Below are 16732 nucleotides of genomic sequence, written 5' to 3'. Positions count from 1 at the left end.
CGCTCGATGACGACGGCCCGATGGGCACGCCGCCCGGCGTGCCAGCCGCAGTGCCCGAGCTGTCGCAGCTCATGGTGCAGTTGCTCAAGGGCGTGCTGTATCGCGAAGATGACGAGCGCTTGTGGGCCGGCCTGCTGCGCCTGCAGGCGCGGGTGCGCGAACAGGCCGCGGTGCTGCTGCTCGATCTGGTGCTGGACGAGGCCGAGGGTTATGCCTTTTTGAAGAGCCGCCCGGACGCCGACGAAGCGGAGGGCGCGCCACGCCTGCCGCGGCTGGTGGCACGCCGGCCGCTGTCTTACTCGGTGAGCCTGATGCTGGCCTTGCTGCGCAAGCGCCTGGCCGAGTTCGATGCGGGTGGCGGTGACACGCGCCTGGTGCTCGCGCGCGAGGACATCGCCGAGATGATGCGGGTGTTCCTGCCCGAGGGCCCCAACGAGGCCCGGCTGATGGACCAGGTGGACGCGACGATCACCAAAGTGGTGGATCTGGGCTTCCTGCGCCGGCTCAAGCCCGCGGCAGGCAGCGCGCAAGACCCGGGCCGCTATGAAGTGCGGCGCATTCTCAAGGCTTTTGTGGATGCGCAGTGGCTGGCCGACTTCGATGCGCGGCTGGAGGTTTACCGCACGGCGCTGTCGGGCGGCGCGGGTCTTGGTGCCCGTCAGGAGAAGGCCGATGCTTGAGGCACCGACGCTCGGGCTGGACTTCGTCGCCGACGACAGCCGGGTGGGCTTTCGGCTCGACCGGCTGGAGGTGCTCAACTGGGGCACCTTCGACCAGCGCGTCTGGCGGCTGGCGCTGGCCGGACGCAATGGCCTGCTGACCGGCGACATTGGCTCGGGCAAGTCTACGCTGGTGGATGCCATCACCACCCTGCTCGTGCCAGCACATCGCGTGGCCTACAACAAGGCCGCCGGGGCGGATGCGCGCGAGCGCTCCTTGCGCTCTTACGTGCTCGGCCACTACAAGAGCGAGCGCAACGAGGTGACCGGCACGGCCAAGCCTGTGGCGCTGCGCGATGCGTCGAGCTACTCGGTCATCCTCAGCGTCTTCCGCAATGAGGGCTACGATCAGGCCGTGACGCTGGCCCAGGTGTTCTGGCTGAAGGACCCGCAGGGCCAGCCGGCGCGCCTGTTCGTGACCGCCGAGCGGGCGCTGGCCATCGCCGAGGACTTCAGCGGCTTCGGCAGCGACATCGGCGCCCTGCGCAAGAAGCTGCGCGGCGCCGGCTGCGAGCTGTTCGACAGCTTCCCGCCCTATGGCGCCTGGTTCCGCCGACGCTTCGGCATCGAGCATGAACAGGCCCTTGAACTGTTCCACCAGACCGTCTCGATGAAGTCGGTGGGCAATCTCACCGACTTCGTGCGCAGCCACATGCTGGAGCCCTTCGACTCGGGGCAACGCATCGAGGCGCTGATCCGCCATTTCGACGATCTGGACCGGGCGCATCAGGCGGTGCTCAAGGCCAAGCGGCAGGTGGAGATGCTCACGCCCTTGATCGAGGATGGCCATCGTCATCAGTCGCTGGCCGCCGAGATTCAGGGCTTGCGGGAGGCGCGCGATCAGCTGCGACCGTATTTCGCCAAGCTCAAGGGCGAGCTGCTGGACCGCCGGCTTGACCTGCTGGCGCAGGATGCAACCAGGCTGGATGCGCAGATCGAGCGTCTCGACGCCCAGCGCGAAGCCGAGCGCATCGAGGTCGGCCGTCTGGAACGCGCCCTGCGCGACAACGGCGGCGATCGCCTGGAGGAACTGGCAGCAGAGATTCGCCGTCTTGAGCAGGACAAAGCGCAACGCAAGCAACGCGCCGACCGCTATCGCGACTTGCTGACGCGCATCGACGAGACGGCGCCGGGGGATGAAGCCGGCTTCCTCGCTCAACAGCAAAGCATTGCCCAGCGTGCCGAAGACTTGCGCGAGCGCATCGCCGACTTGGACAACCGCGAGCGCGAGGAGGACTTCGCGTTTCGCAAGGGCCGCGAAGAGCACGCGGCCTTGTCCGACGAGATCGACAGTCTCCAGCGTCGCAAGAGCAACATCGACGCCGCCCAAGCTCGCATTCGCGAGGCGTTGTGCGCGGCGTTGGGCATCGGCGAGGACGAGCTGCCTTTCGCGGGCGAACTTATCCAGGTGCGTGACGACCAGCGCGATTGGGAAGGCGCCGCCGAGCGGCTGCTGCGCGGCTTTGGTCTTGCTCTGCTGGTGCCGGATGCGCACTACCAGGCCGTGGCGGACTGGGTGGACCGCCAACATCTCGGCGCCCGACTGGTGTACTTCCATGTGCGTCCGCGAAAGCCGGTGCAAAGCGCGGCGCTGCATCCGCAGTCGCTGGTGCGCAAGCTCGCCATCAAGACCGATTCACCCCACTATGAGTGGCTGGAACAGGAGCTTCGGAGTCGCTTCGACGTCGCCTGCTGCGACACCGGAGAGCAGTTTCGCCGTGAGGCGCGCGCCATCACGCGCGCAGGGCAAATCAAGGACCCGAGCGGTCGCCACGAGAAGGACGACCGCAGCCGGATCGACGACCGCAGCCGCTATGTGCTCGGTTGGAGCAATGCCGACAAGCTGCGGGCCCTGCGAGACCAGCGGGAGCGTCTGGAGGCAAGGCTCGCCACACTTGGGCAGCGCCTGGGCGAGATCCAGCAAGCGCGCAACGAGCTGCGGGGGCGGCTGGAGGCACTGAGCAAGCTGGAAGAGTTCACGCGCTTTGCCGAAATAGACTGGATGAGCCCGGCGCGCCAGATCGCGCTGCTCGCCGAGGAGCGCGTGCGGCTTGAAGCCGCATCCAACACGCTGCAAGAGCTGGGGCACCAGCTCAAAGCGGCGCAAGGCCGGCTCGCGGAAACGGAACGCAAGCGCGACGAGGCCCGAGACAAACGCGCTGAGGTCGCAACCAAGCATGCGACGGCGCAGGAACTGCGGAATCAGACGGTCCACATTTGGAACGACTCGCCGCTGACGGAGGAGCAGATCGAGCACCTGGATGGATATCGTTCGAAGGCGCTGGGCGAGCATCAACTGTCGGTCGAGTCTTGCGACAACCGCGAGCAGGAGGTGCGCCAACGGCTGCAGCAGCACATCGACGCCGAGGACAAGCGCCTGGCGCGGCTCACCGAGCGCATCGTCAATGCCATGCGCGGTTTCAAGGAGGAGTTCAAGGCCGAGACCGTCGAGATGGACGTTGCACTGGCGGCGCTGCCGGAATACGAGCGGATGCTCGACGGCTTGAAGCGCGATGACCTGCCGCGATTCGAGGCGCGCTTCAAGGAGCTATTGAACGTCAACACGATCAACGAGATCGCCAATTTCAACGCCCAGCTCGCCCGCGAGCGCGAGACGATCAAGGAGCGCGTCGATTTCATCAACCAGTCGCTTGAGGCCATCGACTACAACCCCGGCCGGTACATCAAGCTGGTGGCCCAGCCCAGCCCGGATGCGGAGATCCGCGACTTCCAGCAGGATTTGCGGGCGTGCACCGAGGGCGCGATGACGGGCTCGGCCGACGAACAGTATTCGGAAGCCAAATTCCTGCAGGTCAAGGCCATCATCGACCGCTTCCGAGGTCGTGAAGGGCTGTCGGACGCCGACCGGCGCTGGGCCGCCAAGGTCACCGACGTACGCAACTGGTTCCTGTTCTCGGCCAGCGAGCGCTGGCGCGCCGACGGGGCCGAGCACGAGCACTATTCGGACTCGGGCGGCAAGTCGGGCGGTCAGAAGGAGAAGCTGGCCTACACCGTGCTGGCCGCGAGCCTGGCCTACCAATTCGGGCTGGAGTGGGGCGCCGTTCGTTCGCGGTCGTTCCGCTTCGTCGTGATCGACGAGGCTTTCGGGCGCGGATCGGACGAGTCGGCGCAGTACGGGTTGCGCTTGTTCCAGCAGCTCAAGCTGCAGCTGTTGATCGTCACGCCGCTGCAGAAGATCCACATCATCGAGCCCTTCGTGGCCAGCGTGGGTTTCGTGCACAACGAGGGCGGGCGCGACTCGCGGCTGCGCTGCCTGTCGATCGAGGAGTACCGGGCGCAGAAAGCGGCAGATACCGTGGACGGGATGGCCGAATCCCAAGCCGCCGGAGACGGCGCGGCGCTATGAGCTGGACCACGCCTGCCGATCTGCGCGCCCAGGTCCAACGTTTGTGGGATCGGGGCGACTTGCTGCGCGCGGCGGTGACGGACACCGTTTTGTGGCCGCTGCGCCTGAATCTTAAAATCCCGTCGTCTGCCGACCTGTCCGACCGCTTCGAGGCCGTTCGTGAATGGGTGCGCGCCATCGCCGATACCCCTCAGGTCCGAATCGAATGGCGCGAGTGGAATCACCGCGTCCAAGGGACGCAGCGGCTTCCTGTGGCCGTCTGGCTCGACACCCTGCAGGACGCCTTGGCCTTCATCGGCAAGGCACGCCAGGCACAGCGGTTCGAGGCCGTGTGGCAGCAGACGGCCGCCACCCAGCCCGTGTTGCTGGCCTGGTTGTCTCGGCGGCCGCTGCAGGCGCTGGCCTTGGCCGACCGCTGGGGGCGTCTGCTGGCCGTCGTCGCATGGCTGCAGGCCCATCCTCGACCGGGCGTGTACCTGCGCCAGGTTGACGTGCCCGGCGTGGACAGCAAGTTCATCGAGGGCCACCGAGGCGTCTTGGCCGAGTTGCTGGACCTGGCTCTGCCACCCGAAGTCATCGAGCTTGACGCGACCGGCGTCGCGCAGTTCGCGCGCCGATTTGGCTTCCTCGACAAGCCCGTCCGGATTCGGTTTCGTCTGCTCGACCCATCGCTGCCCAGCCTTCCGGGCTGCCTATCCTCACCGCAGAGCCTGCCCGACATCACGCTGGACGCCGCGAGCTTCGCGGCGTTGACGCTACCGGCCCGGCGCGTCTTCATCACCGAGAACGAGACCAACTTCCTCGCCTTCCCGCCGGCTGCGGGTGCCATCGTCGTCTTCGGTGCAGGCTACGGTTGGGAACCGCTAGCGCGCGCCTCGTGGCTGCATCGATGCGAGTTGCACTACTGGGGCGACATCGACACCCACGGCTTCGCCATCCTCGACCATCTGCGTGGTTACTTTCCGCACGCGGCGTCCTTCCTCATGGACCGTGAGACTCTCCTTGCCCACCGCCTGCACTGGGGCGAGGAGCCCGACCCTGCGCGCCACGACCTGGCGCGTCTCACGGCCGAGGAGACGGCGGTCTATGACGACCTCCGATTCGATCGCCACCAGCCCCGGCTGCGTCTGGAGCAGGAGCGGGTGGGGTTTGGCTGGTTGTGCGATCGACTGGCCTGTCTCCCCTCGGGAGCCCCCGTGGCCCCGTTCCCTCGCTCGTAAGCTCGGGAGCCGCTTTTCCGCTGGGTAAACTACCCGCCACCAATACCGAAGGCCCCAGCGCGCGATCACCTCCTCGGCCAGCCCCCCATAAAGCGGGCCGATCCACCACGGGGGACTGGGCTGGGCCGACTGGGCGTGCGCCAGGGCCAGCCAGGCCGTGCCCAAGTGCGGCGCCCAGAGCCGATCCAGCCCGTGCACGAGACCGCCCACGCACGCGCCGAGCAGCGCGACCCCCGCCCATGTCTGGCCACGCGGGCAGGCACCGGTGCCGGCCAGCGCGCTGCGCAAGCCCACCCGATGGGCCACGGCCGCCCCCACCGCGCTGGCGGCCAGCACCAGCAGCCCGGGCTGGACGATCAAGACCGCCCGCTGGGCCCAATGCGGCAGCGCGGCCCACTGTGCGGCCAGATCCGCGGGCACGGCGGGCAGCGGCTGGCCCAGCAAGGCGAGCACGCCCACCCAGCCCACGAGGGCCACGGGCCAGGTGCGACGCCCCCAGGAGGGATGAGCGGCAGCTTGCATGGGATCGATCGGTGAGGCTTCAGAGTGGGGTGTCGCCGTTATCATACGACCGTATTGATATCGACAGGAGGCGATGGCATGGGCCGCCCCCGCTCCATTGACCGAGAGGCGGTGCTCGACGCCGCAGACATGTTGGTCCGGCGACACGGGGCCTCGGCACTGACCATCGATGCCGTGGCCCAGGCAGCAGGCATCAGCAAAGGGGGGGTCCAGTCGTGCTTCAGGACAAAGGCGGCATTGATCGATGCGCTGTTCGAGCGATTCGGGCAGGCCTATGACCGTTGTTATCGCGAGATGACGGGCACCGACGCCTCGACCATCGGCAAGGTGCGTGCCCACGTGGCTGCTACTTTCGGATCCGACGACCTCTCCAGCGCCAAGGCCGCCGGCTTGTTGGCTGCGCTGCTGCAGTCGCCGCGAGATCTGGAGGGCGTGCGCCAGTGGTATCGGGAACGGCTGACCGGACTCGATCACACGAGCGCCGAGCAGCGCCGCGCCTGGATCGCATTCTTGGCTGCCGAAGGCGCGTTCATGCTGCGCCACTTCGGCTTGGTGAAGATGAACAAGCAGCGATGGCGCGCGATCGAAGCCGAGTTGCGCGCGCTGCTGGCAAGCGCGTCATGAACGGACACCGGTCCTTTCTTGCAGCGAAGCGGTCTGTTGACTTTGGCGTGAAGAACTGGACATTTCGGGCGGCAGGTCAGACATGCATTTCGGGGGCACGCTCGCCGCTATTGTTCTTGGTGGAGCCGGTGCGGCAATCAGGGGTGCATCGACCACGGTGCCGCTTGTGAGCGTCTGCTCATCGTTGAATGGGCCGTCACTGCCCGCGATGACCCGTCAATCCACGCCTGGCTCGTCCAGCGCCTCGGCGGCCGCGTCGGGTTCGGGGGGTTTGACGATGGTGACGGGCACGGGGGCGTCGTCGAGCACTGCGCGCGAGACGGAGCCGAAGAGGCCGGCGCGCAGCGCGCCGATGCCGCGGGCGCCCATCACGATGGCCTGGCAGCCATGGGTCTCGGCCAGCTCGATGAGCGTGTGGGCCGGGTCGCCGCTGGCGATTTCGCTGTCGAAGGGCAGCCCGGCCTCGCGCAGCAGCGTTTCGGCGCCCTCCAGGGCATGACGGCCCGCGCCCTCGGCCACACCTTCGAGCACCTCGGCGTCATGCACGGTGACCACCTCGTACAGGGTGGGCGGCTCCTGCACGTTGGCCAGCACGAAGCGGGCCTGCAAGCCGCTGCGGGCCAGTTCGACGGCATGGCGCACGGCCCACAGCGAGAGCTCGGAGCCGTCCACAGGCAGCAGGATCTTCATGATGCTCTCCCGGGTGTTGTGGGTGTGCGTCCTTTCTACCCCAGAAGCCCCTTGCCTGCCCAGAGGGGGATCAAGCAGGCCCCGCTCAGGCCTCGGGGCGGCGCCACAACCACAGGGCCACGCCCAGCAAGACGAGGTAAACCGCGCCGCGTATCCAGGGCGCCACGGGGCTCCACCAGAGGACGGTGGCGCTGCCTAGCATCATGGCCGTGGCCAGCCATTTGGCCCGGCGGGGCACGGCGCCGCGCTCGCGCCATTGACGGATCACGGGGCCGTGCCGCGGGTGGGCCAGCAGCCGGGCCTCCAGGCTGGGCCACCCACGTCCGCCGGCCCAGGCGGCCAACAGCAGGAAGGGCACGGTGGGCAGCACCGGGAGCACCACGCCCACCAGCCCCAGCAGCAGCGACACGCTGGCCAGCGTGCGCCAGAGCAGGAGGCGGGTGTGTCGGATCATCGGCAGCGCTCACACGGGCGGAGGTGGGCCCGATGGTAGCCCGGACGGGGTGGGCTCACTTCATCCCCAGGCGGCGTGCGAGCTTGTGCAGGTTGCTGGCATCCAGACCGAGGGTGCGGGCGGCCGCGGCCCACTGGCCGCCATGGGCCTGGAGGGCCCGTGCGATCTGTTCACGTTCGAAGCACGCCACCGCTTCCCGCAGAGGGCGCAGCGGCTCGGCAGGCGCCGGGGCCGCCGGCGAGGGCGGGGCGCCCGGCGAGGCCGCCTCGGGGCCGTCGAGGTCGAGCAGTTCGGGGGGCAGGCTCACGATGTCCTGGCGTGCAGCACCGCGGCTCACGGCCTTGAGCGCGGCGCGGCCGATCACGTGCTCGAGTTCGCGCACGTTGCCGGGCCAGGGGTAGCGCAGCAGGGCGTCCTCGGCCGCGGGGGTGAGGCGCAGGCTGCGCAGGCCCAGGCGGGCGCGGTTGAGTTCGAGGAAGCGGCCGGCGAGCAGCAGCACGTCCTGCTCGCGCTCGCGCAGCGGCGGGATGGGCACCGGGTAGACGGACAGGCGGTGGTAGAGGTCGGCGCGGAAATGGCCGTCGCGCACCTGGTCGCGCAACTGGCGGTTGGTGGCGGCGATGATGCGCACGTCCACGCGGCGCGGGCGGTCGGTGCCCAGGCGCTGGATCTCGCCGTTTTGCAGGGCGCGCAGCAGCTTGGCCTGTACGGTGAGGGGCAACTCGCCCACTTCGTCGAGGAAGAGGGTGCCGCCGTCAGCGGCCTCGAAGCGGCCCGGGCGGTCGGTGGTGGCGCCGGAGAAGGCACCGCGCACATGGCCGAAGAGTTCGCTCTCGGCCAGCGATTCGGGCAGGGCGGCGCAGTTCACATGCACCGCTGTGTTTAGCCAGACCAAACGGGCGGTTCGTGGGGGAATGAGTGCGGCGAGGGGGTGGGCGCGTCGGGTTGGAGATGTCGCCGCGCGCAGGCGAAGAAGCGCGCAAGATCGTGACCGTCCCCCGACGTGGACGGCCACACGCAAAACAGGCGCAGTCGGTTATTGGCCTTGCTCGACCTTATCGGGGCCGCCCATGACGCGCCGGAGCATGGCGCGAACGTGAGACAGCGACGGCACGGTCGGCGGCTCGCTGGCTCCCCTCAGCGCCTGGATGTCCTCGGCATCGACGAGGACTTTGCCGTCCGGTCCTTCGTGGTATTGCAGCTCGCCTGCCTCGATCATCCCATCGATCCAGGCCGCGGGCACGCCCAGCCGGTCGGCGGCTTGCTGTCGAGTGATCATTTCCATCGCGCGTGCTCCTTGGTGCATGGCGCGATGCTAGCAGCCGTCAAGTGGCTTTCCAAGTCCTTGTCTCGCCTTGATTTTTCTCCCCGGATTTCTGGATCGGCCGAGTTGCACGCAAAAAATAGCAGTCATGATAATGACAGTTATCATGAATGCAGCGTCCCGCCGAGTGCTCATTTTTTGAGCAAACCAGCGCTCACCCTCTTGTCCATGGGGGTTGCGCTCGGTGCTGGAGAACTTGTCCACAAAATCTGTGGACAACGGCGCCGTCTCGGCCAGACCGTCCCCACTGAGACGAGTCGGCGAAGGCGCTCTGACTCGGCAACGGCTCTGGCCAGAACAACCCCGGTCCGACGGCGGCGACCGCTGCCGAGCATCCCGCGGAACAGGCGCAAAAAAAACCGCGCCGAAGCGCGGTGAGGTCTTATAGCAACCCATTTTTTGCGAAGGACATCGCTTTGTTTCCGCCGACGATGAAGTGATCCAGCACCCGAACATCCACAAGCGCAAGCGCTTGCTTAAGGTTTGCGGTTATCACTTCATCGGCCCGCGATGGCTTGATCATCCCGGACGGGTGGTTGTGCGCGAAGATCACTGCCGCCGCGTTGACGGCCAGCGCCTTCTTCACGACCTCCCGAGGATGAACGGTTGATTCTCTGAGAGTGCCGCGGAACAATTCCCCGGCCTCTATCAGGCGATGTTGCGCATCCAACCACAGACACCAGAACGATTCGTGTTCCAAGTGCCCAATGTTGGCGCACAAAAACGCCTGGACCGTCTCCGGCGACGAGAAGCAAAGGTCTTCGCTCTCCATACGCTCACGTATGCAGCGAACGAAAAGCTCCTTTGCCGCCACCAGGGCCGGATGGACGATGTAGGTCGCAGGTGTTTCGTTCAATGCCGTCTGCCTTGGCTTGGTGAAGCCAAACAGTTCGGCAAGGGGTCGGTTGGCCAGCGAAGTTGCCAATTCCTGCCCCACCAGCACGGCCAGCAGGTCGGCGTTGGACAAGTCTTTCATGGTGCCTCCTTGAATGAAAAGGGGCACCACTGCCCCACAGGGGCAAGTGATGCCCCCGTGGGGATGGTTCGCCCGCGTGTACGGGCGTCTCAAAACAGCGCCAGTTGCCCAGCGAGCACGGGATTCCCCGCGCACGCCTGGCGCTCCGGCAGCCGACTCACAGGCTCCAGGGCCACGCTGCGATGGATGGATAGCTCGCGGACGTCTCCGTCTGCTTTTTTCCACAACAACACCGCGTGGTCCGTGCCTAGCGTTACGTGGCCCCGGTACACGGCCACGGGATGGCCGCGCAACGAGTACCACTCTGGTTGTTTGCCGCGAAACCACAACGACCGCCAGCCAGATGAACGGCTTTGGGCGTCGTAGTCCTCGGCCTCGGCCAGCGTCATGGGGCGCGTGGTGGGCGGGTCCACGTAGAACCACACCCGCTGCGCGCACACCATCGGCTTGCCGCCGACCGACACGATGAGGCCGGTGTGGTCTCCGCGTTGGCGACGACCTTCGCGGATCGCTTCCTCATCGTGGTACGCGGTCGTCGTTTTGCCTTCGTACAAAGGCAGCGGCAGCAGACGCCACGCATCTACGCGGGGTTCCGGATCGGCCCCGTAGCTGCCCCACAACACAGAAAACACTGTGTAGAGACAGCCACGATACTCCGCCACCCGCACCGGCACCGGGGGCTTGCCCCGGTGCTCGGCGGCCAGTTGGCAGGAGTTGACCTCAGACAGTCTCCCCCACTGCTCAGCGGGCAGCCGAATGATCGGCGGAGCGTTCATGGCAACCCCTCACCATCATGTCGCGCACCCGCAGCAGCAGCCGCAAGACGCCAGTCAACACCGATGCCCCACGGGACTGCTCCCCGACCCAAGGCTTGGGCTGAATCAGAAGCAGCCCGTCGCTCTCCACGAGATGGAAATCGAGTTTGCGCTTCATGACTCACCTCCAGTTGCCTTGTTGATCGCCGAGCGCGCCCGTTCCAGGCACGCATCGACTTTGGGGTTTTCCAGTACGAACACCGGAACCTCGTCGTCCATGCACTCCAGAAGCTCCCGAAGGCTCTCCAGTAGTGCAGGCGCCGCCGCGATCAGCCGGTCGTCGGCATCCCGCATGGGGTACAGCGATTGGCGCGTGCTCATGCCGCACCCCCTTTCTTGATCGCCGCCTTCGCCATTTGCATGGCAGCAGCAATCTTTCCGTCTCGGTCGTAGATTTGGCGGTCATAGATCGCCTCCACTTCGACCAGCAGACGTTCGAGGGCCTCCAAAAGGTCCGGGGCCGCCGCGATCAGGCGGGCGTTGGCCTCACCCATCGGGGATGGCTCACAGATGGTGTACCCCTCCGCGTCCACGATGGCCCGGTAGCCGATGTGCGCTCCAGGAACGCGATCCTCGATCAGCCACTGTTCACGCATGGCCCACCTCCCCCTCTTGCGAGGCTTCGTTGGCTTTTGCGCTTCCGGCCTTGAGAATCTTGTCCGCCGCCGAGAACACCCGACTTGCCGACTTCTTGAGGAAGGTTTCACGGTCTGCGCCGATCAACCAGTGCTGGATGTAGCCTCGGCTTTCTTCGATACCGGGCAACTCCAGCGTGGCGCAGCACAGCATGGCAACAGCTTCGGCCTCGGCTTCTTGGATGGAGCGGTCGATGTAACCGCTATCCACGAACTCGGCTTCCGCCTCCTTGCCGTGCAGCAAGCAATGCGCTATCTCGTGGAAAAGCGTCTTCCACGGCAGCGCGGCCAGCGGGTTGATTGCCACCTCGGAAAGATGCGGGCGGGCGAATCCCTGGCAGTTACCGTCGGGGTGCGCGAAAGCTACCTCCTTGATGCCCAGCTTCGCCAGCGCTTGCGCCTTGTCCCACTGGGGGGCGTCTGGCGCGTCGGCGCAGGCGTTTTCAGCGTCCGGCAACGGATCGGTCTGAGACAGCGCGAACCAGTTGTTCTTCATGATGAAGAACTGGCGCACGCTTTCTTTCTCCGTTCCGTCGTCCCCGTGGACAACCTCCTTCTTGACGATGGGCATCCACAGCGCGATGGCGCGCTCGCCCTTGCGGACAACGCGCCCGGCCTTTCTCCAGCCGTTGAAGCTGGCGATGGGGCCGACAGGGATACCGCGATCAACCATCTGCTCCACCGCCAGGAGCTGGTTGCCCAGGCTGTAGCGATGAAACAGACGGTAGTGCGAACCCAAGCGACCGGGCTCGTGCAGGGCGGCCTGGAACAGTTTGCCCCAGTCGGGGCGGTTGTTGGTCTTTTCCATGGTGGTCTCCAAAGAAAAATGGGACACACCATGGCCCCCGTCGGGACCAACAGTGTGTCCCGACTCGGGGTTGAAAATGTGCGAGACGCCTTGGCAGCGCTCGTGCTTCAGGTCACAGGACCTTGGTCAACGTGGCGATGGCCGTGACGGCCACTACCAGCATGCTGCCGAACCAAATCTTCATGTCCTTGACTGCTTGAGCAATCTCGCCATGAAGCTGGGTCTTGACCTGACCGATCTCGCTTTGAAGCTGGGTCTTGACCTGACCGATCTCGGTCTTGAGGCCCTTGATCTCGGCTCTGACCTCGTTGATCTCGGCTCTGACCTCGTTGATGTCGTCCTTGGTGGCGAGCGTGGATTCCAGCATGCGCTGGAACACCTCGACCTGTGCCTCAGCCAGCGCTTCAGCCTGCGCGTCGGTGTAACCGGCACCACGCAGCTTTTTGGCGAAGGCCAGGGTGTCAAAGGCGAACATACCCGTCATTGTAGGACTCCTTCGTTGGATACGGAAGGCGCCCACACCCCTGCGGGGACGTGGGATCGCCCCCCGCATGGGTTGTCATGAGCAACCGTGCTAGACTGGCCGCATGGTCAGACCACACAGACGCGCTTTCACGGTCATCCAGGGCGGCAAGGTCGAACTGGAGCGCAAGAAGCGACTCCTGTTCAACCAGCCGTGGGCCTTCGATCACGACGAGTTTGATCGGCTCTGCGAGCTTTTCGAACTGTCGCGAGCGGAAGCCTTTGACCTTGCGTTGGCGAGAGTCAAGCACAAGGCCAAGACAAACTACGAGGCCGCCGCCCTGCTTGCCGTTTTCAGTGGAAGCGGCAATGCTTCCGACATCTTGGCAAAAGGGCGGCGTAAGAGCTTCAGACTCGAAACTTCCGAGCCACCAACTCTTCCTCGATCATCCGCACCAAGCGACGCAAATCACTCTTGAGATCGACATCGCTGATGCGGTTTTCCATGTTGAGCGCCTCATCCCGTCGGGCCAATAGCTCGCGTTCAGAAGCCTCTTCCAGCCACCGGTAAAAGGCGGCCATATCGAAAAGAATGCCCATTGCTGTCTCCTAAAGAAGAAGCTGGGCACGTCCACCCCCGACCGGGGGTGAAGGTCGCCCCCAGCCGGGTTGATGAAAGCGTCTATTTCACGCTCATGGAAATCACGCGGAACACCCTGCCGGGGTTTTCCTGACGCAGGATGCGCGCGTGACGGTATGCAGCAGACCTGGAGTGGTCGGCGTCCCACCGGCCCCGGTTTTTTCCGAGACCGGAGATGACGCAGATCGGCTTGCCGTCCTTGAACTCAGCGACGTAGTAGCGCATGACGTTACTCCCCGCCAAGAACCTCGAACTGCGCAGCCCCAGCGCTGCCTTGTTTCCCAATCGAGCCCTGAGCTTGCGCCTGGACTTGATCGGGTGTTGGCAGTTCGCCGCGCGCAACGCGGCGATACTCATTGGCCCGCTCAGCGAGCTTGCGGGCTTGAGCGATGAGGCGCGATTTCTCGCGCCCCGACGCATCGATGGCCGCTAAGGCCAGGTTTCTTGCCTGGGCCATAGCCTCTTCGGCCTTGTCCTCGGCCTCCCGAGCAACCGGATCGGCAGGCCGCGCGGGGCGGGCACTGCTGGCGATTTGCTCGGCGCGTTGACGGCGCACGTCTCTCAAGGAAGACTCCAGAAACCTTATTCGGGCTTGGAGTTCCTCGATTTTTGCGTCCTTCAGGCGAAGGACTTCTGTCAACTGCTGTTCGCTCCGTTTTTCCTTCGTCTCCTTGCCGCGCTTGATGAGCGCAGCAATTTTGTCGACGAGATAAAGAACAGAACCGCTGACGGCAGCGAGAAGGATGAGAGTTTGAGTCATGATGTCTCCAGAAGTGAAAAACCCCTGGAGACGCTTCACCCCTTGCGGGACGAAGGCATCCCGCAGGGGCGGTTGATGATGCTACTCAGTTGCCCAAGCAGCGCTTTGATGCTGATTGTTTAGAGTCCCCAGCTAGGACTTTTTCACCATCGGCATAACCGACAGCAGAAAAACCGTCTTTTCGCAGCGCGCTCGACTCAGAACGCGCTCTGAAAAGACCCGCCTTTGGCGGCGGGCCTGCTTTGAAGTTTAGCACCAAGCGGCCTTCGCGATGCGCCTTGCCTCATCAGCGTAGCGCCCCACGAAAACCACTTCGTCGCCCCTGACCAGCCTGCGGCCAGCCACGGCCACGTGCTGCCGGACACCGGGGTCGGACTTCCAGCGCTCGCGCATGTACCGCGCATACGCTTGGGCATCGCCCTCGAATCCCGCAGGTGGCGCGAATGCCGTGCCCGCGCCGGGTTCGGTGTTGATGCAACGAAAGTTGACGGCACCGTACATGGCTCCGCCTCCTTACGCCGCCTTGCGCACCCGCGCATCGATGGATTGCAGGCTTGGAAAGGCCTGCGCCCCGTCGCGGTTGAGGATGTCGAGCCAGTCCAGGGATTTCTGGCCCGACGGAATCTCCCCCGCTGGAACGATGGCCGATGCTTTGATGCCGTTGGCCCACAGGCGCTGGACAAGCCGCCTGGCGGCTTCTTGTCCGTGGCCTCCGGGGTGTTGGGCGGTTGGCCGATCTTTGTCCGCAAAGACAATGACACGGCGCACCTCTGGTGGCGCTTCGAAGTGCTCCAGCAGGTATGCGTTGACCGCACACCATACCGGAAGCCCCGTTCCTTCCATCACCGCCAGGGCCGTTTCCAGCCCTTCGGCGACGGCGAGCACAGGACCCGGATCAACCAGCCGGATCGCTCCGCCGACGAGCTTCCTGTTTTTCGGGTAGCTCATCAGCTTCTTTGGCGACTCGACGGGCGCCTTCTTGCCGTCCGTGGTCAGGTATGTCCGGTGAATCGTCACCGGATTCCCTTGAGCGCCGGACACCATTGCGATGATGGCAGGAAATGTCCCGACCACCTTGTCGCCGTCGTGGTACGCCAGCGATGGATGGAACCGGAGAACCTCGGGCGGCGGGACGGAGATTCCGCGCCGTGCCAGATACAGACGGGCCGGTTCCGCGCTTCGATTGGACAGCGGTACCGACTCGCTCCACACCCGGTTGAGCGCTTGGCGCAACCGCTCGTCATCGCTCTCTGGCCGCTGAACCACGGACGGTCGAGGGGGCACACGTTGCGCTCGGCCATCGAGGCACTCGGCGACCGCTTTGAGGGCAGTCGAGAAATCCCAACCATTCGCCCACATCAGCGTGGCGAACCCGTCCGCAAACACCCCACAGGTGTTGCAGACTGCTCCCCCAGTCTCATCAACGTCCTTGAATACGCGGAAGCCGTCCCTTCCCCCATGCACAGGGCATGGGACGTGACGGCCCTTGCGCTCCAGGGCGGGTTGCAGTTGCGGCGCGAGGGTGGCAAGGATGCCCCCCCACTGCCCACGCGCCATTGCTTTGGTCTCTTCGGCTTTCATGGTTGCTCCTTTCTGTTGCGAGACATCCAGGAGCACCCCGCAGGGCACTCTTGGATGCCCCGCAGCAGGGTTGAATAAAACCAGCCGAAGAGCCTCCCCAGCCGGAGAGGACTCCCCGGCTGGGGTTGGTGGGTCATGGGATATAGGCCCCCGACCCCGAGTTGAGCGCCTCATTCAGCGCCCGCTGGTAACGGTCGCTTGATGCGCGCTCCAGTCTCAGCAGTTCCCTCGCATCCGCGAGGCAACTGGCGTAGTAGTTGATGACTTCCTCCATCTCGGCGACATAGCGCCGGATGAGGTCCGCATCTTCTACCGTGGCCAGACCACGCTCGATACGCTCTAGGGCAGCGTTGAACTGGGTCGGCGAGGGCGGCGTGTAGTCAGACATGACACACCTCCTTTGCCGGAGCGCACTGGTACTCCAGGCACTCCGTCAAGACGCCCTCGAACCGCGCCATGAACGCTTGTTCGCTGCACGAGAGTACATGGAGACCCGATTCGAGTTGCCACGCCTTGGCGCGTAGCGCCTCATCCTGGTCGTAGAACTCCAACCCTGACCAATCTCCATCGATCAGGGCCGAAGCCCAGCACGCTGGTAGAGTGACGTTGATGATCATCTTCGCCACCCTCCATCAGAACGGGCCTTCCTCGACGCCGGCCTGTTGAGCAGGCGCATCGTCCGCTTTGCCGTGACCGCCGGGGAGCATTTTCATGCTCTCGACGACGATCTCGGTGGTGTAGCGGGTTTCCCCATCCTTGTCCCAAGAGCGCGTGTGAAGACGGCCCTCGACATAGATAAGGGAACCCTTTTTCAGGTAATTGTCGGCGATTTCTCCGAGCTTGCCGAAAAACACAAGGTTGTGCCATTCGGTTTTCTCGTGCTTTTCGCCGTTCTTTTTCCATGTCTCGGAGGTTGCGATACGGACACGGGCAATCGCCTCCCCTTCCGGCGTGTACCGGGTTTCAGGATTCGCGCCCAGGTAGCCGATGAGTTGGACCTTGTTCAACATGACAGACTCCTTTTGAAGAAAAGGCGGTCACACCATGCCCCCTGGCGGGAAACATGGCGTTTCCCGCCGGTCTCTGAATGACAGCCGGTTGCCCGACTGCCTGCTTGATGCTGTTTGTTTGAGAA

At 65.0% G+C, this 16732-nt stretch carries 23 protein-coding genes and 1 pseudogene; 5 read left to right on the top strand and 19 right to left on the bottom strand.

Annotated features, from left to right (window positions below; genetic code table 11):
- Positions 1 to 20 precede the first annotated feature (20 nt).
- The 5 genes from ACPP3B_RS12145 to ACPP3B_RS12125 all read left to right on the top strand — a co-directional run bounded on the left by ACPP3B_RS12145 (position 21) and on the right by ACPP3B_RS12125 (position 6452).
- Positions 21 to 680 carry a DUF4194 domain-containing protein gene (locus ACPP3B_RS12145; protein ID WP_424860193.1) on the top strand — a complete coding sequence of 220 codons (660 nt, stop codon included), beginning with the start codon at positions 21 to 23 and terminating at the stop codon, positions 678 to 680.
- Positions 673 to 4086, top strand: a complete 3414-nt coding sequence (locus ACPP3B_RS12140; protein ID WP_424859141.1) for an ATP-binding protein — start codon at positions 673 to 675, stop codon at positions 4084 to 4086. Before ACPP3B_RS12145 ends, ACPP3B_RS12140 begins: the two co-directional genes overlap by 8 nt.
- Complete coding sequence (locus tag ACPP3B_RS12135) at positions 4083 to 5306, top strand: DUF3322 domain-containing protein (RefSeq protein WP_424859140.1); 1224 nt, start codon at positions 4083 to 4085, stop codon at positions 5304 to 5306. Before ACPP3B_RS12140 ends, ACPP3B_RS12135 begins: the two co-directional genes overlap by 4 nt.
- 192 nt (positions 5307 to 5498) lie before the next feature.
- The gene (locus ACPP3B_RS12130) at positions 5499 to 5843 is read left to right on the top strand and encodes a hypothetical protein (RefSeq protein ID WP_424859139.1); all 345 of its coding nucleotides are present in this window, start codon (positions 5499 to 5501) and stop codon (positions 5841 to 5843) included.
- A gap of 63 nt (positions 5844 to 5906) precedes the next feature.
- Positions 5907 to 6452, top strand: a complete 546-nt coding sequence (locus tag ACPP3B_RS12125) for a TetR/AcrR family transcriptional regulator (RefSeq protein WP_424859138.1) — start codon at positions 5907 to 5909, stop codon at positions 6450 to 6452.
- Between the two features lie 216 nt (positions 6453 to 6668).
- On the opposite strand, the gene ACPP3B_RS12120 is transcribed toward ACPP3B_RS12125, so the two are convergent.
- From ACPP3B_RS12120 to ACPP3B_RS12030, 19 genes and pseudogenes are all read right to left on the bottom strand, one after another.
- Positions 6669 to 7142, bottom strand: coding sequence for a universal stress protein (locus tag ACPP3B_RS12120; protein WP_424859137.1), 474 nt, complete (start codon positions 7140 to 7142; stop codon positions 6669 to 6671).
- Positions 7143 to 7227: 85 nt separating this feature from the next.
- Positions 7228 to 7596: a YbaN family protein gene (locus ACPP3B_RS12115; protein ID WP_424859136.1), complete on the bottom strand. Its 369-nt coding sequence runs from the start codon at positions 7594 to 7596 to the stop codon at positions 7228 to 7230.
- 55 nt (positions 7597 to 7651) lie between these two features.
- Positions 7652 to 8470 (bottom strand): annotated as a pseudogene (locus tag ACPP3B_RS12110) (sigma 54-interacting transcriptional regulator); the annotation flags it as partial.
- A 162-nt stretch (positions 8471 to 8632) separates the two neighbouring features.
- Positions 8633 to 8881: a hypothetical protein gene (locus ACPP3B_RS12105; RefSeq protein ID WP_424859135.1), complete on the bottom strand. Its 249-nt coding sequence runs from the start codon at positions 8879 to 8881 to the stop codon at positions 8633 to 8635.
- A 421-nt stretch (positions 8882 to 9302) separates the two neighbouring features.
- Complete coding sequence (locus ACPP3B_RS12100; RefSeq protein ID WP_409786011.1) at positions 9303 to 9896, bottom strand: JAB domain-containing protein; 594 nt, start codon at positions 9894 to 9896, stop codon at positions 9303 to 9305.
- Between the two features lie 89 nt (positions 9897 to 9985).
- On the bottom strand, positions 9986 to 10672 hold the full coding sequence (locus ACPP3B_RS12095) for a hypothetical protein (protein ID WP_409786009.1): 687 nt from the start codon (positions 10670 to 10672) through the stop codon (positions 9986 to 9988).
- Complete coding sequence (locus tag ACPP3B_RS12090) at positions 10638 to 10829, bottom strand: hypothetical protein (protein WP_409786007.1); 192 nt, start codon at positions 10827 to 10829, stop codon at positions 10638 to 10640. Before ACPP3B_RS12090 ends, ACPP3B_RS12095 begins: the two co-directional genes overlap by 35 nt.
- The gene (locus ACPP3B_RS12085) at positions 10826 to 11032 is read right to left on the bottom strand and encodes a hypothetical protein (RefSeq protein ID WP_409786005.1); all 207 of its coding nucleotides are present in this window, start codon (positions 11030 to 11032) and stop codon (positions 10826 to 10828) included. Before ACPP3B_RS12085 ends, ACPP3B_RS12090 begins: the two co-directional genes overlap by 4 nt.
- A complete protein-coding gene (locus ACPP3B_RS12080; RefSeq protein WP_409786003.1) occupies positions 11029 to 11307 on the bottom strand; it encodes a hypothetical protein in 279 nt (92 codons plus the stop codon). The genes ACPP3B_RS12085 and ACPP3B_RS12080 overlap by 4 nt, the downstream gene beginning before the upstream one ends.
- Entirely contained in the window at positions 11300 to 12154 is an 855-nt protein-coding gene (locus ACPP3B_RS12075; protein WP_424859134.1) for an ArdC-like ssDNA-binding domain-containing protein, read from the bottom strand. The genes ACPP3B_RS12080 and ACPP3B_RS12075 overlap by 8 nt, the downstream gene beginning before the upstream one ends.
- Before the next feature lie 112 nt (positions 12155 to 12266).
- Entirely contained in the window at positions 12267 to 12629 is a 363-nt protein-coding gene (locus ACPP3B_RS12070) for a coiled-coil domain-containing protein (protein WP_424859133.1), read from the bottom strand.
- 395 nt (positions 12630 to 13024) lie between these two features.
- A complete protein-coding gene (locus ACPP3B_RS12065; RefSeq protein WP_144327695.1) occupies positions 13025 to 13216 on the bottom strand; it encodes a hypothetical protein in 192 nt (63 codons plus the stop codon).
- Between the two features lie 82 nt (positions 13217 to 13298).
- Positions 13299 to 13481 (bottom strand): hypothetical protein, encoded by a 183-nt coding sequence (locus tag ACPP3B_RS12060; RefSeq protein WP_144327694.1) that lies wholly within the window; start codon positions 13479 to 13481, stop codon positions 13299 to 13301.
- Positions 13482 to 13485: 4 nt separating this feature from the next.
- Positions 13486 to 14016 carry a hypothetical protein gene (locus ACPP3B_RS12055; protein WP_424859132.1) on the bottom strand — a complete coding sequence of 177 codons (531 nt, stop codon included), beginning with the start codon at positions 14014 to 14016 and terminating at the stop codon, positions 13486 to 13488.
- Between the two features lie 249 nt (positions 14017 to 14265).
- Complete coding sequence (locus tag ACPP3B_RS12050) at positions 14266 to 14517, bottom strand: hypothetical protein (protein ID WP_144327692.1); 252 nt, start codon at positions 14515 to 14517, stop codon at positions 14266 to 14268.
- A gap of 12 nt (positions 14518 to 14529) precedes the next feature.
- On the bottom strand, positions 14530 to 15597 hold the full coding sequence (locus tag ACPP3B_RS12045) for a DUF7146 domain-containing protein (RefSeq protein ID WP_424859131.1): 1068 nt from the start codon (positions 15595 to 15597) through the stop codon (positions 14530 to 14532).
- A 133-nt stretch (positions 15598 to 15730) separates the two neighbouring features.
- Positions 15731 to 15985, bottom strand: coding sequence for a hypothetical protein (locus tag ACPP3B_RS12040; RefSeq protein WP_424859129.1), 255 nt, complete (start codon positions 15983 to 15985; stop codon positions 15731 to 15733).
- Complete coding sequence (locus ACPP3B_RS12035) at positions 15978 to 16214, bottom strand: hypothetical protein (RefSeq protein ID WP_424859128.1); 237 nt, start codon at positions 16212 to 16214, stop codon at positions 15978 to 15980. The genes ACPP3B_RS12040 and ACPP3B_RS12035 overlap by 8 nt, the downstream gene beginning before the upstream one ends.
- A gap of 15 nt (positions 16215 to 16229) precedes the next feature.
- The gene (locus ACPP3B_RS12030) at positions 16230 to 16607 is read right to left on the bottom strand and encodes a single-stranded DNA-binding protein (RefSeq protein ID WP_424859127.1); all 378 of its coding nucleotides are present in this window, start codon (positions 16605 to 16607) and stop codon (positions 16230 to 16232) included.
- Positions 16608 to 16732 lie beyond the last annotated feature (125 nt).

The sequence above is a fragment of the Tepidimonas sp. HKU77 genome (assembly GCF_049728535.1).
In the GTDB taxonomy this organism is placed as follows: Bacteria; Pseudomonadota; Gammaproteobacteria; order Burkholderiales; family Burkholderiaceae_C; genus Tepidimonas.
This window is presented reverse-complemented; position numbering and strand designations above follow the sequence as displayed.